Genomic DNA, 16,406 nt, shown 5'->3' on the forward strand with positions numbered 1-16,406 from the left:
CTTGAGATGGTTGGCTCGGGCAAGGCCCCGGATAAACGATGCGGTGTGTTCTCCTGGCCGCGGCCGGACACGGACGGGAAGCGGTCCCAGCCGCTCAGGCATGGCGGCAGTCACCGGCGAGCCCCGGCTTCCTTCGCTGGGCTGCGGCTTTCCGAGGTGAAGTCCAACGGGATCGCCTGGAGCGCCGGCTTGGTGATCTTCTCCGTGCCGCTCAGGATGGCGTCGATGGCGGCCCCTCGGATCTGGTGGGACAGCGTGCCGATCATGCCGCCGGTTCGTTCGTGGAGGTATCGATCGAGTGCGACGAGCGTCCCTTGTTTGTGGTCGCGCAGCAGGAGTGTCTGTTCGAGGGCTGCCACCAGTCCCTTCCACTCCGCTCCGTAGGGGAAGCGGTGTGTGGGGATGAGGGTGAAGCGGCTGGCGATCTGAGCGCCTCGTGTGCCGGTAAGCAGGCCGCTGCGTTCGATGTCGATTCCGGCATAGACGAAGGTGGCGGGGATGCGTTCGGAGAAGTACTTCAGCGTGTCGGCAACTTCGGCCCCGTGCCGGTTGGTCAGAGAGATGTTGTGGAGCTCGTCGACGATGACCAGGCCGGTGCGTGTGTCGGTGCAGACGCCGGCAACGGCCTCGATGATGTCGGTGATGTTGAGCCTCCTGCTGACCGGCAGGCCGAGGAAGCGGCCGAACTCCGCGGCGATCATGCGGGCGGTCGCTGCGGGCGGGACGGTGATGTAGAGGACAGGGATGCGCTCGCTGCGATGCGGGTGACGGGCCCGGTCCAGCAGCTCGTGGGTGCGTCCGAGCTGGGTGATGGCGATGGTCTTTCCCGTGCCGGCCGGACCGGAGACAATCAGCCCCCGGCGTGCGCTGATCGCATGCCGGTTGAGCAGGACCAAGCGCCGCCCGCTGGTGACGGTGTGCCGGACGGTGGACGTGGCGACGACCAGCAGCCGGGCGTGATGATCCAGACGTTCTTCGTCTGCGACCTCCTGTTCAACAGGGGACAGATCGGCGTACTCATGCAGGGGCAGCGGTGTCGGGGGCGGTGGTTCTGCTGCGACGAACTCCCGCCAGCCTTCCAGCGTGGTGAGCTGTTGGCCGGACTCAGCCTCGGCGTCCTCGAGGAAGCCGCCGGGTATGGCACCAGGTTCGGTCACACGCGCCTCCACGGATCTTCAAACGGGTCGAACAGGCCCAGCGGAATCACCTCGGCCAGGGGCTCGCTGTCCTGGCCGGACGGATCTGCCTCAGTGGGTGTGGGTTCGGCTGGGGCTGGGGTGCTGGTTGCGCGAGTGCGGGCGGCAACCCGCTTGTCCCTGGCGGTCCGTTTCTTTCCTGCCGGCTGGTCGGGGCCCGCATGAGCTTTGGCCAGGAGGGCGGCGACCGCGTCGGCGATCTCTTCCTCGGTCGCCTGGGGCAGTCCCTGGGCGACGTGGTCCCAGGCCAGTTCGCCGAAGGGAACCGGGACGCGGTGCAGGTGTTTCCAGGTGGCTTCGATCCAGCCGCTTCCCGCGCGGTGGTCGCGTACCCAGATCCGGGAGATGTCGTAGGGATCGTGGTGGACCTCCCACAACCCCTTCTTGGCCTGAATGCCGGAATGCTGACGCCGCAGCCCGGTCAGGGCGGGGCTGTCGTAGGTGCGACGCTTGATCTTGATGCCGTAGTCGTTGACCACGCGCCAGAGGGAAGGCAGCAACTCGACATAGTCGTCGCCGGCAAGCGCGACGGGAACATAGCCGCAGGCTTCGACGAGCGTGGCGTACTTCTCGTTCGGTGTGAACATCCGTCCGGGGGCAGTCGGATCCCTCAGCCCGTCGTGCTCGCGGTTCTGCCACTTGGCAACGATCCACTCGTCCAGGAGCTCTTGCAGTTCCGGCAGGGACCACAGCGGCTGCTTGTCGAGGTGCCGGCCGCGGTGCTCGGTGGTGCGGCCGGTGAAGCCGGGCAGGAACTGCGTGAACAGAGTGCCCACGGAGGCGAGCGTCTTCTCGATGTGCCCCTTCTCGAACGGCGAGCCCTTGTGCGCGGGCTGGAGATCGATCTGAAGGAAACGGCAGGACGCGAGGAAGTTGCGCGACATGAACGCCTTGCCATGGTCACAGACAATCATCTCGGGGACGATCACTGGTCGAGCGGCAGCATGCTCCAGGCGCTCATCCAAAGTCAGCAGCCGACGGTGCGGCAGCACCGAGCGGGACATGCGCAGGGCGTCGACCCAGCCCGGCCTCATCAGTTCCGGGGTGACCGTGCGAGCCAGCAGGACGCTGGCATCGACGGCCTTCGTCGTGGGCCGCAGCACCGCCGCAGTGACCGTCCTGGTCGCAACGTCGATCATGCCGGTCAGCTCGACCGTGCCCGCCACGCCATCATCCAGGCGGACCAGCACGTCCAGCGGGGTGGAGTCGATCTGCATCACCTCACCCGGTGCGAACGCGGGAAGTTCCCCGAACGGTGCGGTCGCCCCGTGCGCTCGCGATCTTCTGGTAGTCGCCGATCCCGTGGTGTGGGTGCCGGCAGTGAGCTTGTCCAGCAGCCGGTAGAGCGTCCGGCGTGAAGGCAGCTTCACCTCCCTGTCCTCCGAGGCGGCCTTGAGGATCTGTTCGGTCCGCCAGAGCAGGAAGGTGCCGGTGCGGGTGGAGGCGTCGGTGGCCTCGCTGATCGCCTGGCTCATCGCGGCGACCACCACGTCGTTCACAGTGCCGTACTTCGGTGTCTTGCGGACCGGCCGGTGATCGACGAGGCCCATTACCCCGCTTGTCTCGTAGCGGCGCCGGTAGTTGGCGACCGTGCTCGCGCTCACCCGGTGGCCGGCCGCAGTCAGTTCGACGGCCTTAGCACGTTCCCGTGCGGTCAAAGATCGCGACGGCCCATACTGCGGCTTCAGTTCCGTGCCCGCCCCGGCATCCGGCGGCAACCCGCTGAGGACCTCCAGAATGTGGCCCTCCCACCACAGGGCCTTCTCCAACGTCGCCTGGGGAAGGGTCTCCAGCAGTGACACAGGCGGCCGCGGCATCCGCCCCGAACTGTCCACGACCTCGAAGTCGTCGTCAGCGAACAGCATCGCCGGCGGAACGGGCCGCGGCGTGCCGTCCATGTCCGACAGCGTCACCGCCCTGCCCGAGACGGCCAGAACCAGGCGGATCTGGCCGTCGAACCGGACACGTTCCCCCACCGCCAGACCCTCCGGCCGCGTCAGCCGTCCCATGACCGCCCCCTCGCCTCCGTGTGCACCACGGAATCCGATCCCAGCAGGCGCGAGGTCACGTCCGTCACCAGGAAGCCCGACCACAGGAGGTGGAACAGCACCGGCAGCACCAGCAGCGGATCACCCACGCTCAATGCCACAGGCCGCAACGGCGCCGGTTCACGAAAGCCTTCCAGCAGGCGCTCGGCAACGTCCCGCCGAAGGCATCGCCGTCTGCGATAGCGCGATAACCACCGCATGTTCCCCATCAGCACCGGATCCACGGCACCAACTCGCCCGAACTCCCAGTCCACCGAGCGGCAGGCCCGCTCCGTCGTCTCGAAAGCCTCCGCAGCCGCGTCATCCACGCGGTCAGCGGCCCGGACATCCACCACCCGGCCCCGGCCGTCTGCAAGACGCACGAAGAAGTCGGGAGCATGGCGGCGCACGCGCTCGCCGTCGTGCCGGTGCAGCCAGAACGGCTGTGACGCGATCCCTCTCACTTGCGGATCAGCGTCCAGAAGGATCAACCAGTCCCGTTCCAGCCATGACTCGTAGCCGATGTGTGAGGGGCCACGAAGTTTCCGGACAGGCACCCAATAGGGTTGTCCTGAACAAGGAAACGAGGAAGAAGTGGCGCCACCCAGTAAGTACTCACCGGAGTTCCGCGAGGAAGCCGTCCAGATCGCATTGAGGTCCAGCAAGACGATCTCCGAAGTCGCCCGGGAGCTTGAGCTGAACTCGGAGACGCTACGCGGCTGGGTGAAGAAGTATCAGAAGCAGCAGGAACCGGCCCTCGATGCGGAACTGACGGTGAACGAGCGGGCGCGCCTGAAGGAACTCGAACGACGCAACCGTGTGCTGGAGATGGAAGTTACCTTCCTGAAAAAAGCCGCAGCGTACTTCGCGAAGGATCCCCGGTAGCAAGCAAGTACGAGTTCATCGACGAGATGCGGCTCGACACCGAGAAGTACGCATACAGCGTCGAGTTCATGTGCGGCCGGCTCGGCGTCTCCAGATCCGGCTACTACGACTGGAGATCCCGCCCGGAATCCGCGACAGTTCAGCGGCGTGAAGAACTCAAATTGCTCATCGAGAAAGCCTTCGACATGTCCGACAGCACCTACGGGCACCGACGCATCCAGGCTCAGCTGCACCGCTGGGGCGTCGCCGCGGGCGTGGAGCTGGTCCGCCGCCTCATGCGCGAACTGGGCCTGGTGCCCTGCCTGCCACAGCCGAAGAGGTTCAGCCTCACCCGGGCTGCGGCCGGCGAGGTGCCGGACCTCGTCGGCCGCGACTTCGCTGCGGACGCGCCCGGCAAAAAGCTCGTCGGCGACATTACTTATATCGCGACCGGGGAAGGCTGGCTGTACCTCGCAACGGTCATCGACTGCTGCACGAAGGAAGTCATCGGTTATGCGATGGACGACCACTATCGAACCCCACTGATATCCAGGGCAATCCGCAACGCGGCACGGAACAGGCAGCTCTCGGCCGGTGCGATATTTCACTCCGACCGCGGAAGTAACGGTGGGTTCAACTGGTCGTCGCAACACCCTGATCTCGGAGGTGCGCGGCGTGGCCACGGCGGACTGGAGTTTGAAGACCAGCGATGTTCCGGAGGGTCGGCGTCGGCAGTGGCGGGCTGATCGTGCGTTGCGGCCGGCGATGCGGTCGCCTGGGAGGCCTGATCCGTCCCGGGTCGTGCAGCGCCAGTTCTGGCGACTGATCGCCACGGGGGGCACGACGGTGGAGGCGTCGCTGGCAGTTGGCGTGTCGTGGCCGGTGGGTGCGAGGTGGTTTCGTCACGCTGGCGGCATGCCTCCGATCTCGTTGGCCGAGCCCACGGGCCGGTACCTCACGTTCGAGGAGTGTGAGGAAATCGCGATCCTCATGGCGATGAGCAAGGGCGTGCGCGAGATCGCCCGCGCCCTGGGGCGTGACCCCGGGACGATCTCTCGCGAACTGCGCCGCAACGCCGCCACGCGCGGCGGCAAGCAGGAATACCGCGCGACGGTCGCCCAGTGGAAGGCTCAGCAGGCGGCCAAGCGCCCGAAGAGCGCGAAGCTCCTGGGCAACGACCGGTTGCGCCAGTACGTGCAGGAGCGGCTCTCCGGGAACGTTCACCGACCTGACGGGACGGTCGTCGCGGGACCGCAGACGCCTGCGTGGAAAGGGCTGAACAAGCCACACCGGCAAGACAGGCGGTGGGCGATGGCGTGGAGCCCGGAACAGATCTCGCACCGGTTGAGGGTCGACTTCCCCGAGGATGAGTCCATGCGGATCAGCCATGAGGCGATCTACCAGTCGCTGTTCATCGAGGGCCGTGGGGCGCTCAAGCGGGAGCTGGTCGCCTGCCTGCGCACCGGACGGGCACTTCGAGAGCCTCGGGCGAGGTCACGGAACAAGCCGCAGGGGCATGTCACCGCGGACGTCGTCTTGAGTGAACGCCCTGCTGAGGCCGCAGACCGTGCGATGCCGGGGCACTGGGAGGGTGATCTGATCATCGGGACCGGCCGGTCCGCGATCGGCACGCTCGTCGAGCGCAGCAGCCGGTCCACGGTCCTGGTCCACCTGCCCCGGCTGGAGGGCTGGGCCCAGAAGCCCCCGCAGAGGAACAGCCCGTCGCTGGGCGGCTACGGCGCCGCCGCGATGAACGCCGCGCTGATGGCGTCGGTGACGCGGCTGCCCGAGCAACTGCGCAGGACCCTGACCTGGGACCGCGGGAAGGAGCTCTCCGGCCATGCCCAGTTCACGCTCGAGACCGGGACGAAGGTGTTCTTCGCCGACCCGCACTCGCCCTGGCAGCGCCCGACGAACGAGAACACGAACGGGCTGCTGCGCCAGTACTTCCCCAAGGGGACCGACCTGGCCAGGTGGTCTGCCGAGGACCTCGAGGCCGTCGCCCTGGCGATCAACAACCGACCCCGCAAGATCCTCGGTTGGAAGACTCCCGCCGAGGTATTCGGCGAGCAGCTACGCTCGCTGCAACAGCCCGGTGTTGCAACGACCGGTTGAACTCGCCCAGTACGGGGCGAAGGCTTTCGCCGACGCCTGCCACCACGCGGGGATCCTCCGATCTATGGGAGCGGTCGGCACCTCCGCGGACAACGCCGCCGCGGAGTCGTTCTTCGCCTCGCTCAAGCGGGAGATCCTTCCAGGCCGGCGCGGCTGGCCGACCGCACGAGCCGCCCGCCTCGCAGTCTTCGACTGGCTCGGCTTCTACAACCACCAGCGCAGGCACTCCACGATCGGCTACCTCGCGCCGGTCGCATTCGAACAGAGATCAACTACGCTGGCCATCGCTGCATGACAGCCGGTGTCCACGATCAAGGTGGAAGCCCCCCACCGTCCGCACCCCCTACTACCACCACCACGAACAGCCCGAGCACTACCAGCAGTTCAACCGCGACCACGCCCGGCTGCGTGCTCCCGGCGAGCGCGCCTTCGCACAGCTGAAGTCATGGCGACTGTTACGGCGAGCCCGATGTTCAACCCGACGTATCGGCACCGCCGTCCAAGCCATCCACACCCTCTTGACCTGCGACTACTCAGGATGAAAGAGGTTCAGTGAGGTTTTCTCAGCAAAATGTCTCCGCGAACCGATGAAGCAAAGTCGTCGGTTGCGGATCGACTGCGCGAGTCATGACTACCCCGACTCGCCGGGCGCGCTGCTCGCGCGTCGGCCGGCGAGTCGGGCGTCAAGGCCGTCGAGGAGGGCCTGGAGGCCGAGGGCGAAGGTGTCGTCCGGAGCCGTGGCGTAGCCGGCGGCGGGGGTTTCGAGGCGAGCGCGTAGCCGGGGGAATTGCGCTGCGATCTCGCGGGCTTCGGCCATGCTGTCGCGCATCAGCTGCTCGGCGTTGCCGTCGCCGCGGAGCTTCCTTGAGAGCGAGGCCGCCGCGGCTGGGCCGAGGGCGTTGCCGAGCACGAAGGTGAAGACGGTGGCGGCCGCTTGGTCGGCGAGCGCGCCGGTGAATCCGGCGGCCTCGTAGACGGCGAGGGTGTGGTCGTCGTAGCGGGCTTTGGCGGGGCCGAACATCAAGAAGGAGCCGAAGGCCTGCACCAGCCAGGGGTGGCGGGTGAGCATTGCATGCAGGCCATTGGCCGTCGCGGCGGCTGCGGTCCGCCAGCCGGTGGCGGTCAGGTCGGGCAGTGCGATCTCGCTCCATGCTTGGTCGGCGGCGAGGGCGATGAGATTGTCTTTGCTGCCGACGTGCCAGTAGACCGCGGTGGCCGCGGAGCCCAGCCGCTTGCCCAGAGCGCGCATGTTGAGGCCTTCCAGGCCTTCGGCGTCCAGCAGCTCGACGGCGGCCTGGACGATCTGTTCGCGGGTCAGCGTGTCGCGGGGCATGTGGCCACGGTAGGGCATCGGGCCGCGACTTGCACAAAGTTCAAAAAGCCACTTGCACGCTGTTCAAGTCTTGCCCTACGTTCGACTTGAATGCAGTGCAAGTCATGCAGCTGCGGGAGCGGAAGAGGGGGACAAGAAATGTCACAGGAGTCGCTGGCCGCCTATGTCGAGGCGAAGGCAACGGAGTTCGGCATCCCCGGCGTTGCCGTCGGGGTATGGGTGGACGGCCGGGAGCTCTTCGCGTGCCACGGCGTGACGAACCTGGAGAACCCCCTGCCGGTCACGCAGGACACGCTGTTCCGGCTGGGCTCGGTCACCAAGACCTACACGGCGACCGCGCTGATGCGCCTGGTTGAGGCCGGCCAGATCGAGTTGGACGCGCCGGTGCGCCGGTACGTTCCGGAGTTCGCACTCCCAGATGAGGAGGCCGCGACCCGGATCACTGTGAGGAACCTGCTCAACCACACCGCGGGGCTCAACGTCCGGACCGCATCCGACACCGGCGACGGCGACGACGCGCTGGCCACCCACGTGGCGCAGCTCGCCGGGATTCCGCTGATCGCGCCGGTCGGCGCCCGCGCCTCCTACAGCCAGCTGGGCTACAACCTCGCCGGGCGGATCGTGGAAAAGGTCACTGGTCTGACCTATGAGCGCGCCGTCGCCTCGCTGCTCTTCGAACCGCTCGGGATGACCCACAGCTTCTTCGCCGGCGACGAGGTGATGACCCGGCGGTTCGCCGTCGGGCACAACGTCGGCGAGGACGGCACCCTGGCCGTAGCGCGGCGGTGGAAGGACTCCCGCGGCAACAACCCCGGCGGGGGCATCGTCTCCTCGGTCGCGGACCAGCTCCGGTGGGCCCGGTTCCACCTCGGCGACGGCCGCTCGGAGAGTGGCGCCCGGGTGATGTCCGCCGAGACACTGCACCGGATGGCCGAGCCGACGGTCGAGCTGCGCTCCAGCTCGATGGGCGACGCCGTCGGCATCGGCTGGTTCCTGCGCGACGTGGACGGCGTTCGCGTCGTCGGGCACGGCGGGTCGGCGAACGGTCAGTTCGCCGAGCTGCTCACGGTGCCCGAGCGGGGCTTCGCCATCGCCGTGGCCTCCAACGCGGGCCCGGACAGCGGGCCGGCCTGCAACCAGGCCATCGTCCGCTGGGCGCTCGAGCACTACCTGGGGGTTGCCGACCGGGACCCCGAGCCGCTCCCCTACGACCCCGCGCGGATCCTCGAGTTCGCCGGCAACTACGAGATCGACGCCATGATGCTCACCATCAGCATGGACGAGGCCGGACCGAAGCTCGCCGTGCAGATCAAGCCGGAGCTCCGGGCGTCCGCGGACACCGAGCTGCCGCCGGACCTGCCGCCGGCCGACTTCGGGCTGCTGCCAGGCGGGGCCGACGACTACATCGTCACCGACGGCGGCCTGACGGGGCAGCGCGGCTGCTTCACCCGCGACGAGAGCGGCACGGTCGTGGGAATCGACCTCGCCGGGCGGCTGTTCCAGCGCGTCCACCCGGCCTGACCAGTGCGCCGCACCCGCAGGGCCCTGTCTGACGCGACTGGTCAGGCAGGGCCATCACCTCAACCTCCGGACTGCTGGTCGGTCCACAGTGAGGTTTTCCAGCGTTGATCACTTCCAGACTCCGTTGAGGACCAGGGCGGCGCGGGCGATGTCGCCGATCCGACTGGGACTGAGCGTGACGTGCTGCAGGGTGCGCCACCGCTGCTTGAGCTCGGCGGCGGTGCGCTCTCCAAGGGCTCGCACGTGCCGCAGCAACGCGTTGAACATGCGGGTGTCGACGTGAAGTGCCTTTTCGGACTTGCCTCTTGGACGGCGGACGGGGATGCGAATGCCGATGCCCGCACCGATGTAGCCCTTGTCCGCCAGGGTCGGCAGGCCTTCGGCCGCCGCCTTGCACAGCGCGGGCAGGGCATGGATACGCGCGGCGGTGATGTCGGGGGTGGAACCGGGCTCCACGTCGGAGACCCACAGCGGGGTGCCGTCCGGGGCGGACAGGAACGACGTTGCCGCCGAACGCATTGTGTTTCTGGCTGAACCATAGGTCGTTGCCGTTCTCACGGACGCCGGCAAGGCGGTCGGATTCGATCAGTGTGGCGTCGAGAATGACGTGCGTCATGCCTTCTCGCTGACACTGGGTCAGGACTTCGTGCAGGTCTGGGGCCTGGTCGGCGAGCACGTCGATGCCCTCGTGCAGATAGCGGCAGCCGGTGGCCTGGGAGACACCGGCGTCGCGGGCCAGGCAGTGCACGCACCCTCGCTCGCGGAACCAGCGCAGCACCAGCACTGCCCGCCGGAACGGCCCCAGTGCCCGGGATCGCTTCGGTGCGCCGATCCGCCGTCGGTGAGCGGCCGGATGGTGGGCGAGGAACTCGACAACGTGGCGGGGGACATCGAGCGTGGCAACGTAGGCGATCAACGTAGAGCCTCGGATAGCTGTGGACATGATCTGGTAGTGAGCCTCTCGGCAGAGCCCTGTCCTACCAGGGGCTTCACGTCTGTCCGCAGCCCGAGCATGCGCGTTCGACTCACGCGAGTACCAGCGAATCACCCCACTTTGTGGAGATCATTTCGCTGAGAAAACCTCACTTCGCGGCGGTCCCGGTCAGTCGCCCGGGCCGGTCTGCACCCCGCTACACGCGCCCCTCCCCTTCGGTCGCTCCCACTGCGCCGGCTCGATTCGTTTTCGTGTACACGCAGTTGGATTACTCGGAGCAGGCGCCTCCTCTGGTGCGAGGTCCTACATGTCCGCCGATCGCTCTTGAGCACCAGTCCCGCCCGGTGAACTCCCCTTCCTCGGGCACCTGGTGCAGCTCAAAAGTGATCCCCTCAGGTGTCTGCACGAGCTGAGCGATACGGACGCGTTGTCAGGATTTCGCTGGGCCCCTGGCCGGTGCATGTCCTGACGGATCCCGAACTGGTTCACCGCATGCTGGTCTCGGTGCACGGCAGGTTCGAAAGGGGCCGGGTGGCCGACAAGGTTCGCGGGTGCCTCGGCAAACCTCATCATCCTTTACCACCGGCTCCCAAGACCCGGACGGCAATGGCTGATCGGCCTTTACAGGAGGGCGGCCAGGAGCGTTGCCGCGGCAAGGTAGGCGGCCAGGCCCGTCTCGGCATCGTGGCTGAGTTGGTCGGCCCGGTGCCGTACGTCGTCGCCGACCGCCTGCTGGACGACGTACAGGTCGTCGACGAGCACGGTCGTCGCGTCCCACCAGGCGCTGACATCGGCGTGCAGCACGGAGCCGTCGGCGGCGTCCTCTGCCCGCCTCTCGTAGGGGCGCTGAGCGCCGGCGGTCTGGAAGGCGTGCTGCAGCACCGGGAAGCGGTGGCCACCTGCCGGAAGCGGGCCAGAGCGGCGACGCGGGTGGCGCGTACCTCGGAGAAGGCGACGTACTCGCGGCCGTGGAAGGCGTCCTCGGCGAACATGCCGTTGAGCAGGCCGCGTTCGAGCGCGACGGATCCCTTGGCCGCGGCCAGCGCCCTCAACGCCGCGAGTCTCCCGCTGACCTTCCTCGACGCGTCCCTCGCGGTCGGCGCCGCCCTCGCACTGACCGGGTTTGCCTTGCCGGCCCTTCTGATCCTCTCCTCCGTCCTCATCCAGTCGCCGGTCCCGCGGGCATCCTGCCCCAGGCGTTCACCTGGACCATCGGGTACGTCATCGTCGGCCTGTTCTTCGCCACCTGGGCCATCGCCTTGCTGGTCTGGGAGATCGGCCGGATCGAGGAGAAGTGGACGCCGGGCCTGGCCCCGGCACCGGTGGAACAGGCCGCCGAACAGGGCAGTTTGAGGTGCCGTCCCACGGCGGGGCGGCGCCTCGCCCGCCTCGGCGTCGGCTGTACCGAAGGCGGGCCCTACTGCTCAAGCACCCCTCGGAGCGCTCGCGCCTCATCCATGTTCAGCCCGGTCACGAAGTGCTGAAGGGCGGCGATCGGGTCCGGTCCTCGGTCCAGGGCCTCGTGCACGGCCTCGGCGGTCAGCTCGGCCGCGTCTCGTGCCGGGCGGTAGGCGCCGCGCTGCCCGTCGGCATCCCGCAGGACCAAACCCTTGTCGTACAGCCGCTTGAGAATGGTGTGAACAGTGTTGTAGGCCAGACCGCCGCCCGGTTCCGTCTGGAGCTCGGCCGGAGTGCGGGGGCGTTCCGCCGTCCAGAGGGCCGCCAGGACGGCGGTCTTCAGCGCGCCCGCAAGCCGTTCGGGGCTCTCGCGTTGGCCGCCACCCGCCATGCCGGTCACCCTACAGAGGCGGGGGAAGTCGCTTTCTCACCCGCCTTTAACCCTACGAACCGTAGGGTGGGTTCGCCCCCTACAGGTTGTAGGAGGAGTGGATTCCGGATTGCGCGGTGTGCAGCGACGGGGGGGTGCAAGATGGCCGACGGCCCGAGTGTCACGACGACCGGCGACCCTCGCACCAGCCCTCCACCGCAGACCGTCCGGCCCCGCCGCCGCCTGGGCGAACCCTGGCCCGCGGCGGTCGCGGCCGCCTTCACGCTCGCCCAGCTCGTGCTCGTACGACCGGATCTCGGTCTCGGCTGGGACGAGACCGTCTACGTCAGCCAGGTCAGCGGCCAAGTACCCGCCGCCTTCTTCAGCGCCCCCCGCGCCCGCGGCATCTCCCTCCTTGCCGCTCCGATTGCCTCGTGGTCGGACTCCACCGCCCTCCTCCGGATATACCTGGCCGTCCTCTCCGGCCTGACCATCTTCTTCGCCCTGCGGGTCTGGCGAGCCCACGTCATGCCACGCATCCTCGCTTTGGCGGGTGCCCTCTTCGCCTCCTTGTGGGTGACGCTGTTCTACGGCCCCCAGGCCATGCCCAACTACTGGGTCGCCATCGGGGCCCTGGCTTGCGTCGGCTGCTACCTGCGCGCCCGCGCCAACGCAGGAGACCGGGCAGCCTGGTGGGGCGTGTCCGCCGGGGCGGCGCTGATGGCGTGGATGCGTCCGATGGACGCGGTCTACATCGTGCTGCCCCTGCTCGTCCTCTCCCTGCGCCGCCCGCGCCTGCTGCTCGTGCTGGTCGCCGGACTGTTGGCGGGCGCCGGGGAGTGGGTGATCGAGGCGTACACGAGCTACGGCGGCCTCGCGCAACGCCTTTCCGATGCCTCTCGCATCCAGGGCGGCCTCGGCTGGCACCTCGCCGTCATCGACCAGCTGCGCAGTCTCGGCGGACGCACGCTGTGCCGGCCCTGCACCGGATCGATGCCCAGCCCGGCGATGACTCTGTGGTGGTTCCTGCTGCCGCTCCTGGCCGCCCTGGGGGCGGTGGTCGCGGTCCGCACCCGGCGCGCCCTGCCCGTCCTACTCCCAGGCGCCTGCGCCGTCACGGCCGCCGTCCCCTACCTGTTCCTCATCGGCTACGCAGCCCCTCGGTTCCTGCTGCCCGCATACGCCCTGCTCGCCGTTCCTGTCGCCCATAGCCTCGCGTACCTGGTCGCCGCCCCGGCCCGCGGGAGGGCTCGCACCCTTGCGGTCAGCTTGGTGGCGGTCTGCCTGGCGGGGCACCTGGCCGTGCAGTACGTCGTCCTGGAGCGCACCGTGCACGGCTCGGCCGCCAACCGCGCCGACTGGTCCCGTACCGCGGCCGCCCTCCATACGCTCGGCGTACGGCCGCCGTACCTGCTCAGCGGGTACGAAGCCGTGCCGATCGCCTTCTACGCAGGGTGCGGTGCCGCCCAGACCGGAGGCCACGACGCCAGCACGACCGCGGCCGACCTGGCCCGAGCCGCCCACAGAACTCCTGTCGCCGTGCTCACTGCGCCCAGTGTCCGCCCGCCCGCTTACGCGCGCACCTGGCCCGTGGAGCGGGTCGGCGTCCTTGAGGCGTATGTGGCTCCTGACGTGACGCAGGGGCGGTGAGGTGTCGTGACCGTGACCGACGGACCCACGGCGACCATGGGCAGGCGCCTGTACTGCCAGCTGGGGATCACCCTGGCGGTTCTTGCGGGCGCATGTGGGGTCCTCGCCGCGCACTGGGCCACGCTGGACAGCGGAACGGACAGGCTGGCGGCGGCCGACGAGGAGTGGCTTCTGCTCGCCTGCCTCGCCGCCGTGGCCACCTGGGTGTGCGCGGCCGTGGCGCAACAGGGGGCCGTCACCGAACGCCTGCCCAGGGGGCGGCTGGTGGCCGCGCAGTTCGCGGCGTCCGCCGCCAACCACCTCCTCCCGGCGGGCGCGGGTGCGACCGCGGTCAACCTGCGGTTCCTGAAGCGGTGCGGTCTGTCCACCCGGCGCTCGGCGACCGCGCTGGCAGTGAAGGCGGTCGTCGGCGGGGTGGTCCGGTTGGTGCTGGGTGTGGCCCTGCTGGTGACCTCGCCGGGCACGGTCCGGCTGTCGGCGCGGGTGCCGCACGTGGTGGAGGTGCTGTTGCCGGTAGCGGCCGGAGGGTTCCTGCTGCTGGTCGTGGCGAGCGGCCGGCTGAGGCGGGCGGCAGGCCGGGCTTTCGCCGACGTGCGTGATGTGCACCGGAGCCGCGCACGGGCGTGTGCGCTGTGGGGCGGCTCGCTCGCGTTCGCGCTGCTGCACGCCGGCGTGGTGGTCGCCATCGTCCACGCGCTCGGTCTCGGACTGCCGACGGGCCACGTGGTCATGGCATACCTCGTCGCCAGCGGCGCAGCGGCACTGCTGCCCACACCCGGCGGACTGGGATCGCTGGATGCCGCGCTCGCCCTCGCGCTCACGGCGGCCGGAGCGCCGGGGCAGACCGCGATCTCCGCAGTCCTCGGCTACCGCCTGCTGACCGGATGGCTGCCGATGGGACCCGGGCTGCTGGTCATGGGCTTGCTGGCCCGCCGTTCGGCGCTGTGAGCCGGCGACAGTGCTCCCTGCTCCGGCCTCCGGCCGCACTCTCCTGCAGGGCAGAAAGGGGAGTCGAAATGGGCTACAGCCTCATGAAGAAGAGCGACCCTCTCACGCGGCGGTTCGCGCCGAGGCTGGGTCCACCGCCTCAGCAGCGGCGGCGTGTCGAACTGGGGAAGGCACTGCCGGCACTGACGGTGTTCGCCTCTGTGCGGCTCACCGGCGTGATCATGGCGACCTTGTGGTCGCTGCACCTGGGCAGCCATCCGCGCACCATGCTCGGCCTGGAATGGGACGGCCGCTGGTACCGGCACATCGCCCAGTACGGCTACGGCCTGATCGTCCACGCCAAACCGGGCCACTTCGTCTGGAACGACCTGGCGTTCTTCCCTCTCTTCCCGGGCCTGATCCGCGCGGTGAACACAGTGCTGCCGATCGGCCCGGTCAACGTGGCCCTGCTCCTTGCATGGAGTGGCGCGCTGGTGGCGGCCTGGGGCGTGTATGCGGTCGGCGAGCTGCTACACAGACGACGCGTCGGGATCACCGTCGTGGCGCTGTGGGCGCTGCTACCGCACGCGATCATCCTGACGATGGCGTAACACCGGACCCCTCATGACGGCCTTCGCCGCCTGGTCGCTCTACGCGCCAACTGACCCGGCGATGGCTGACCGCTGGGACACTTGCGGTGCTGGCCGGGCTGTGTCGTCCCCATGGCCTTGCCGTGGCGGCCGCCGTCGTCACCGGCGCCGTCGTCCATCTCTGGCAGCTGCGCCGCGCGGTGAGCCCACCGCCCCGCCCACCTGGGCGGCCGCCGCTGTGGCTCCCCACGGATGGGTCGGCTACATCGGCTGGGCGAGGCTCAGGACACACAGCCCCCTCGGCTACTTCCACGTGCAGAGCCTGTGTGGGGCTCACGGTTCGGCTTCGATCTCGACACGGCCGACACGTTCAAGCACCTGACCGTCGGGCACAACACCCTCGTCGTCCATCTGACCGCCGCGATCGTCCTCGGCTACCTGCTGCTGTTCGCCTTCTGCGTACTGAACAGGATGCCCCTGCCCCTGCTCGCGTACTGCGCGGTACCCATCGCGATGGCCGTCGGCGGCACCCATTTCTTCACGAGCAAGCCGAGGTTCCTGCTGCTGGCCTTCCCCCTGCCGCTCCCCCACACCCTGCACCTGGCGCGAAGCCGCCTGCGCACCATTGTCGTCCCGCTCACCGTCTCCCATCGGGCTCTTTGGCAGGAGGACCGTCCGCCCGGCGGCGCCGTTGCCTGCTTCTCAATCCGCCGGACCTGACTGCCGTTCCAACCGGTAGCCGTGCCCTCGCAGCGTGGTGATCTCCGCCAGGCGGACCGGGCCGCCGACCGCCTGCGCCGCCTCGGTCAGGCTGCGCCGCAGGCCCGCCATCGTCACATCGAGCGTCTTGGTGGGACCGAACCAGTTCTCATCCCACACCTCGGCCATCAGCGTCTCCCGCGACACCGCTTCGCCGGCACGTTCGGCCAGCACCGCGAGCAGGTCGAACTCCTTGGCCCGCAGCGGTACTTCGGCACCTCTCAGCTCGCAGCGCCGGGCCATGACGTCGATGACCAGATCGCCCAGCCGCACTGGTTCTCGTGCAGTGGCCGCCACTGCATGCCGCCGCAGATGCGCCCGCAGCCGGGCGAGCAGCACGGTCAGGCTGAACGGTTTGACCAGATAGTCGTCGGCTCCGGCGTCCAGTCCGGCGATGACGTCGATGTCATCGGTCCGTGCCGTCAGCACGACGATGAGCAGGTCGGGGAGGCGGGCGCGCAGCTGCCGGGCGACGTCCAGGCCGTCCATGTCCGGCAGCCCCAGGTCCAGCAGCAGTACCTCGTACGGCGCCCGTGCGGCCTCCTCCAGAGCACCCGCTCCAGTGCGGCACCACGTCGCCGTGTAGTCGTGGCCGCGCAGACCGGTTTCCAGGTGGCGGCCGATGGTGTCGTCGTCCTCGACGACGAGGACGCGCAGTCGGCTGCGGTCCGGTGCGGCGGGCGTGCGCATGGTCGACAGCCTAGGGGCGGCTTCGGCGAAGG

General features: G+C 68.8%; 15 protein-coding genes and 5 pseudogenes. 11 read left to right on the forward strand and 9 right to left on the reverse strand.

Translation table 11 applies throughout. The features are described from left to right. Positions 1 to 110 precede the first annotated feature (110 nt). From OHB00_RS01610 to OHB00_RS01620, 3 genes are read right to left on the reverse strand one after another with little or no spacing between them, the layout of a single operon-like run. Positions 111 to 1,157, reverse strand: coding sequence for a TniB family NTP-binding protein (locus OHB00_RS01610; protein WP_406430453.1), 1,047 nt, complete (start codon positions 1,155 to 1,157; stop codon positions 111 to 113). After that, positions 1,154 to 3,205, reverse strand: a complete 2,052-nt coding sequence (locus OHB00_RS01615) for a Mu transposase C-terminal domain-containing protein (protein ID WP_406430455.1) — start codon at positions 3,203 to 3,205, stop codon at positions 1,154 to 1,156. Before OHB00_RS01615 ends, OHB00_RS01610 begins: the two co-directional genes overlap by 4 nt. Next, a complete protein-coding gene (locus OHB00_RS01620) occupies positions 3,193 to 3,714 on the reverse strand; it encodes a TnsA-like heteromeric transposase endonuclease subunit (RefSeq protein WP_406430457.1) in 522 nt (173 codons plus the stop codon). Before OHB00_RS01620 ends, OHB00_RS01615 begins: the two co-directional genes overlap by 13 nt. A 103-nt stretch (positions 3,715 to 3,817) precedes the next feature. Here OHB00_RS01620 and OHB00_RS01625 point away from each other — a divergent pair, with 103 nt between their 5' ends. The 5 genes and pseudogenes from OHB00_RS01625 to OHB00_RS01645 form a co-directional block, all read left to right on the forward strand. Further along, positions 3,818 to 4,108, forward strand: a complete 291-nt coding sequence (locus OHB00_RS01625) for a transposase (RefSeq protein ID WP_406430459.1) — start codon at positions 3,818 to 3,820, stop codon at positions 4,106 to 4,108. 17 nt (positions 4,109 to 4,125) lie between these two features. After that, positions 4,126 to 4,833, forward strand: a complete 708-nt coding sequence (locus tag OHB00_RS01630; RefSeq protein WP_406445567.1) for an IS3 family transposase — start codon at positions 4,126 to 4,128, stop codon at positions 4,831 to 4,833. Between the two features lie 169 nt (positions 4,834 to 5,002). Further along, positions 5,003 to 6,202, forward strand: a complete 1,200-nt coding sequence (locus tag OHB00_RS01635) for an IS30 family transposase (protein WP_406445569.1) — start codon at positions 5,003 to 5,005, stop codon at positions 6,200 to 6,202. Positions 6,203 to 6,206: 4 nt separating this feature from the next. After that, a pseudogene (locus OHB00_RS01640) lies at positions 6,207 to 6,497 on the forward strand (integrase core domain-containing protein); the annotation flags it as partial. A gap of 34 nt (positions 6,498 to 6,531) precedes the next feature. Then, positions 6,532 to 6,744, forward strand: a pseudogene (locus tag OHB00_RS01645) (transposase family protein); the annotation flags it as partial. 89 nt (positions 6,745 to 6,833) lie between these two features. On the opposite strand, the gene OHB00_RS01650 reads toward OHB00_RS01645, so the two are convergent. Further along, positions 6,834 to 7,535: a TetR/AcrR family transcriptional regulator C-terminal domain-containing protein gene (locus OHB00_RS01650; protein ID WP_406430461.1), complete on the reverse strand. Its 702-nt coding sequence runs from the start codon at positions 7,533 to 7,535 to the stop codon at positions 6,834 to 6,836. A 138-nt stretch (positions 7,536 to 7,673) separates the two neighbouring features. Between OHB00_RS01650 and OHB00_RS01655 the strand changes: the two genes are divergently transcribed. After that, positions 7,674 to 9,056 (forward strand): serine hydrolase domain-containing protein, encoded by a 1,383-nt coding sequence (locus OHB00_RS01655; protein WP_406430463.1) that lies wholly within the window; start codon positions 7,674 to 7,676, stop codon positions 9,054 to 9,056. Between the two features lie 108 nt (positions 9,057 to 9,164). On the opposite strand, the pseudogene OHB00_RS01660 reads toward OHB00_RS01655, so the two are convergent. From OHB00_RS01660 to OHB00_RS01670, 3 genes and pseudogenes are all read right to left on the reverse strand, one after another. Further along, positions 9,165 to 9,972: pseudogene (locus OHB00_RS01660) on the reverse strand (transposase family protein). Between the two features lie 639 nt (positions 9,973 to 10,611). Beyond that, positions 10,612 to 10,872 (reverse strand): hypothetical protein, encoded by a 261-nt coding sequence (locus tag OHB00_RS01665; protein ID WP_406430465.1) that lies wholly within the window; start codon positions 10,870 to 10,872, stop codon positions 10,612 to 10,614. A gap of 65 nt (positions 10,873 to 10,937) precedes the next feature. Next, positions 10,938 to 11,153: pseudogene (locus tag OHB00_RS01670) on the reverse strand (hypothetical protein); the annotation flags it as partial. Positions 11,154 to 11,201: 48 nt separating this feature from the next. Between OHB00_RS01670 and OHB00_RS01675 the strand changes: the two are divergent. Continuing rightward, a pseudogene (locus OHB00_RS01675) lies at positions 11,202 to 11,330 on the forward strand (HoxN/HupN/NixA family nickel/cobalt transporter); the annotation flags it as partial. Positions 11,331 to 11,407: 77 nt separating this feature from the next. On the opposite strand, the gene OHB00_RS01680 reads toward OHB00_RS01675, so the two are convergent. Further along, positions 11,408 to 11,779, reverse strand: a complete 372-nt coding sequence (locus tag OHB00_RS01680) for a BlaI/MecI/CopY family transcriptional regulator (protein WP_406430467.1) — start codon at positions 11,777 to 11,779, stop codon at positions 11,408 to 11,410. A gap of 141 nt (positions 11,780 to 11,920) precedes the next feature. Between OHB00_RS01680 and OHB00_RS01685 the strand changes: the two genes are divergently transcribed. The 4 genes from OHB00_RS01685 to OHB00_RS01700 all read left to right on the forward strand — a co-directional run bounded on the left by OHB00_RS01685 (position 11,921) and on the right by OHB00_RS01700 (position 15,645). Then, positions 11,921 to 13,408, forward strand: coding sequence for a hypothetical protein (locus OHB00_RS01685; protein WP_406430469.1), 1,488 nt, complete (start codon positions 11,921 to 11,923; stop codon positions 13,406 to 13,408). A 6-nt stretch (positions 13,409 to 13,414) separates the two neighbouring features. Beyond that, positions 13,415 to 14,356: a YbhN family protein gene (locus tag OHB00_RS01690; RefSeq protein WP_406430471.1), complete on the forward strand. Its 942-nt coding sequence runs from the start codon at positions 13,415 to 13,417 to the stop codon at positions 14,354 to 14,356. A 68-nt stretch (positions 14,357 to 14,424) separates the two neighbouring features. Further along, positions 14,425 to 14,946, forward strand: a complete 522-nt coding sequence (locus OHB00_RS01695) for a hypothetical protein (RefSeq protein ID WP_406430473.1) — start codon at positions 14,425 to 14,427, stop codon at positions 14,944 to 14,946. A gap of 303 nt (positions 14,947 to 15,249) precedes the next feature. Continuing rightward, complete coding sequence (locus OHB00_RS01700; RefSeq protein WP_406430475.1) at positions 15,250 to 15,645, forward strand: hypothetical protein; 396 nt, start codon at positions 15,250 to 15,252, stop codon at positions 15,643 to 15,645. On the opposite strand, the gene OHB00_RS01705 is transcribed toward OHB00_RS01700, so the two are convergent. Next, complete coding sequence (locus OHB00_RS01705) at positions 15,628 to 16,374, reverse strand: response regulator transcription factor (protein WP_406430477.1); 747 nt, start codon at positions 16,372 to 16,374, stop codon at positions 15,628 to 15,630. The two genes, OHB00_RS01700 and OHB00_RS01705, sit on opposite strands and share 18 nt — an antisense overlap. Positions 16,375 to 16,406 lie beyond the last annotated feature (32 nt).

Source organism: Streptomyces sp. NBC_00631, from assembly GCF_045206895.1.
Lineage (GTDB): Bacteria > Actinomycetota > Actinomycetes > Streptomycetales > Streptomycetaceae > Streptomyces.

Coding starts and splice junctions, on each gene's coding strand:
- OHB00_RS01635 (WP_406445569.1), top strand. CDS start 5,003: ATGCCTCCGATCTCGTTGGCCGAGCCCACGGGCCGGTACCTCACGTTC.
- OHB00_RS01655 (WP_406430463.1), top strand. CDS start 7,674: ATGTCACAGGAGTCGCTGGCCGCCTATGTCGAGGCGAAGGCAACGGAG.
- OHB00_RS01705 (WP_406430477.1), bottom strand. CDS start 16,374: ATGCGCACGCCCGCCGCACCGGACCGCAGCCGACTGCGCGTCCTCGTC.
- OHB00_RS01615 (WP_406430455.1), bottom strand. CDS start 3,205: ATGGGACGGCTGACGCGGCCGGAGGGTCTGGCGGTGGGGGAACGTGTC.
- OHB00_RS01685 (WP_406430469.1), top strand. CDS start 11,921: ATGGCCGACGGCCCGAGTGTCACGACGACCGGCGACCCTCGCACCAGC.
- OHB00_RS01695 (WP_406430473.1), top strand. CDS start 14,425: ATGGGCTACAGCCTCATGAAGAAGAGCGACCCTCTCACGCGGCGGTTC.
- OHB00_RS01680 (WP_406430467.1), bottom strand. CDS start 11,779: ATGGCGGGTGGCGGCCAACGCGAGAGCCCCGAACGGCTTGCGGGCGCG.
- OHB00_RS01650 (WP_406430461.1), bottom strand. CDS start 7,535: ATGCCCCGCGACACGCTGACCCGCGAACAGATCGTCCAGGCCGCCGTC.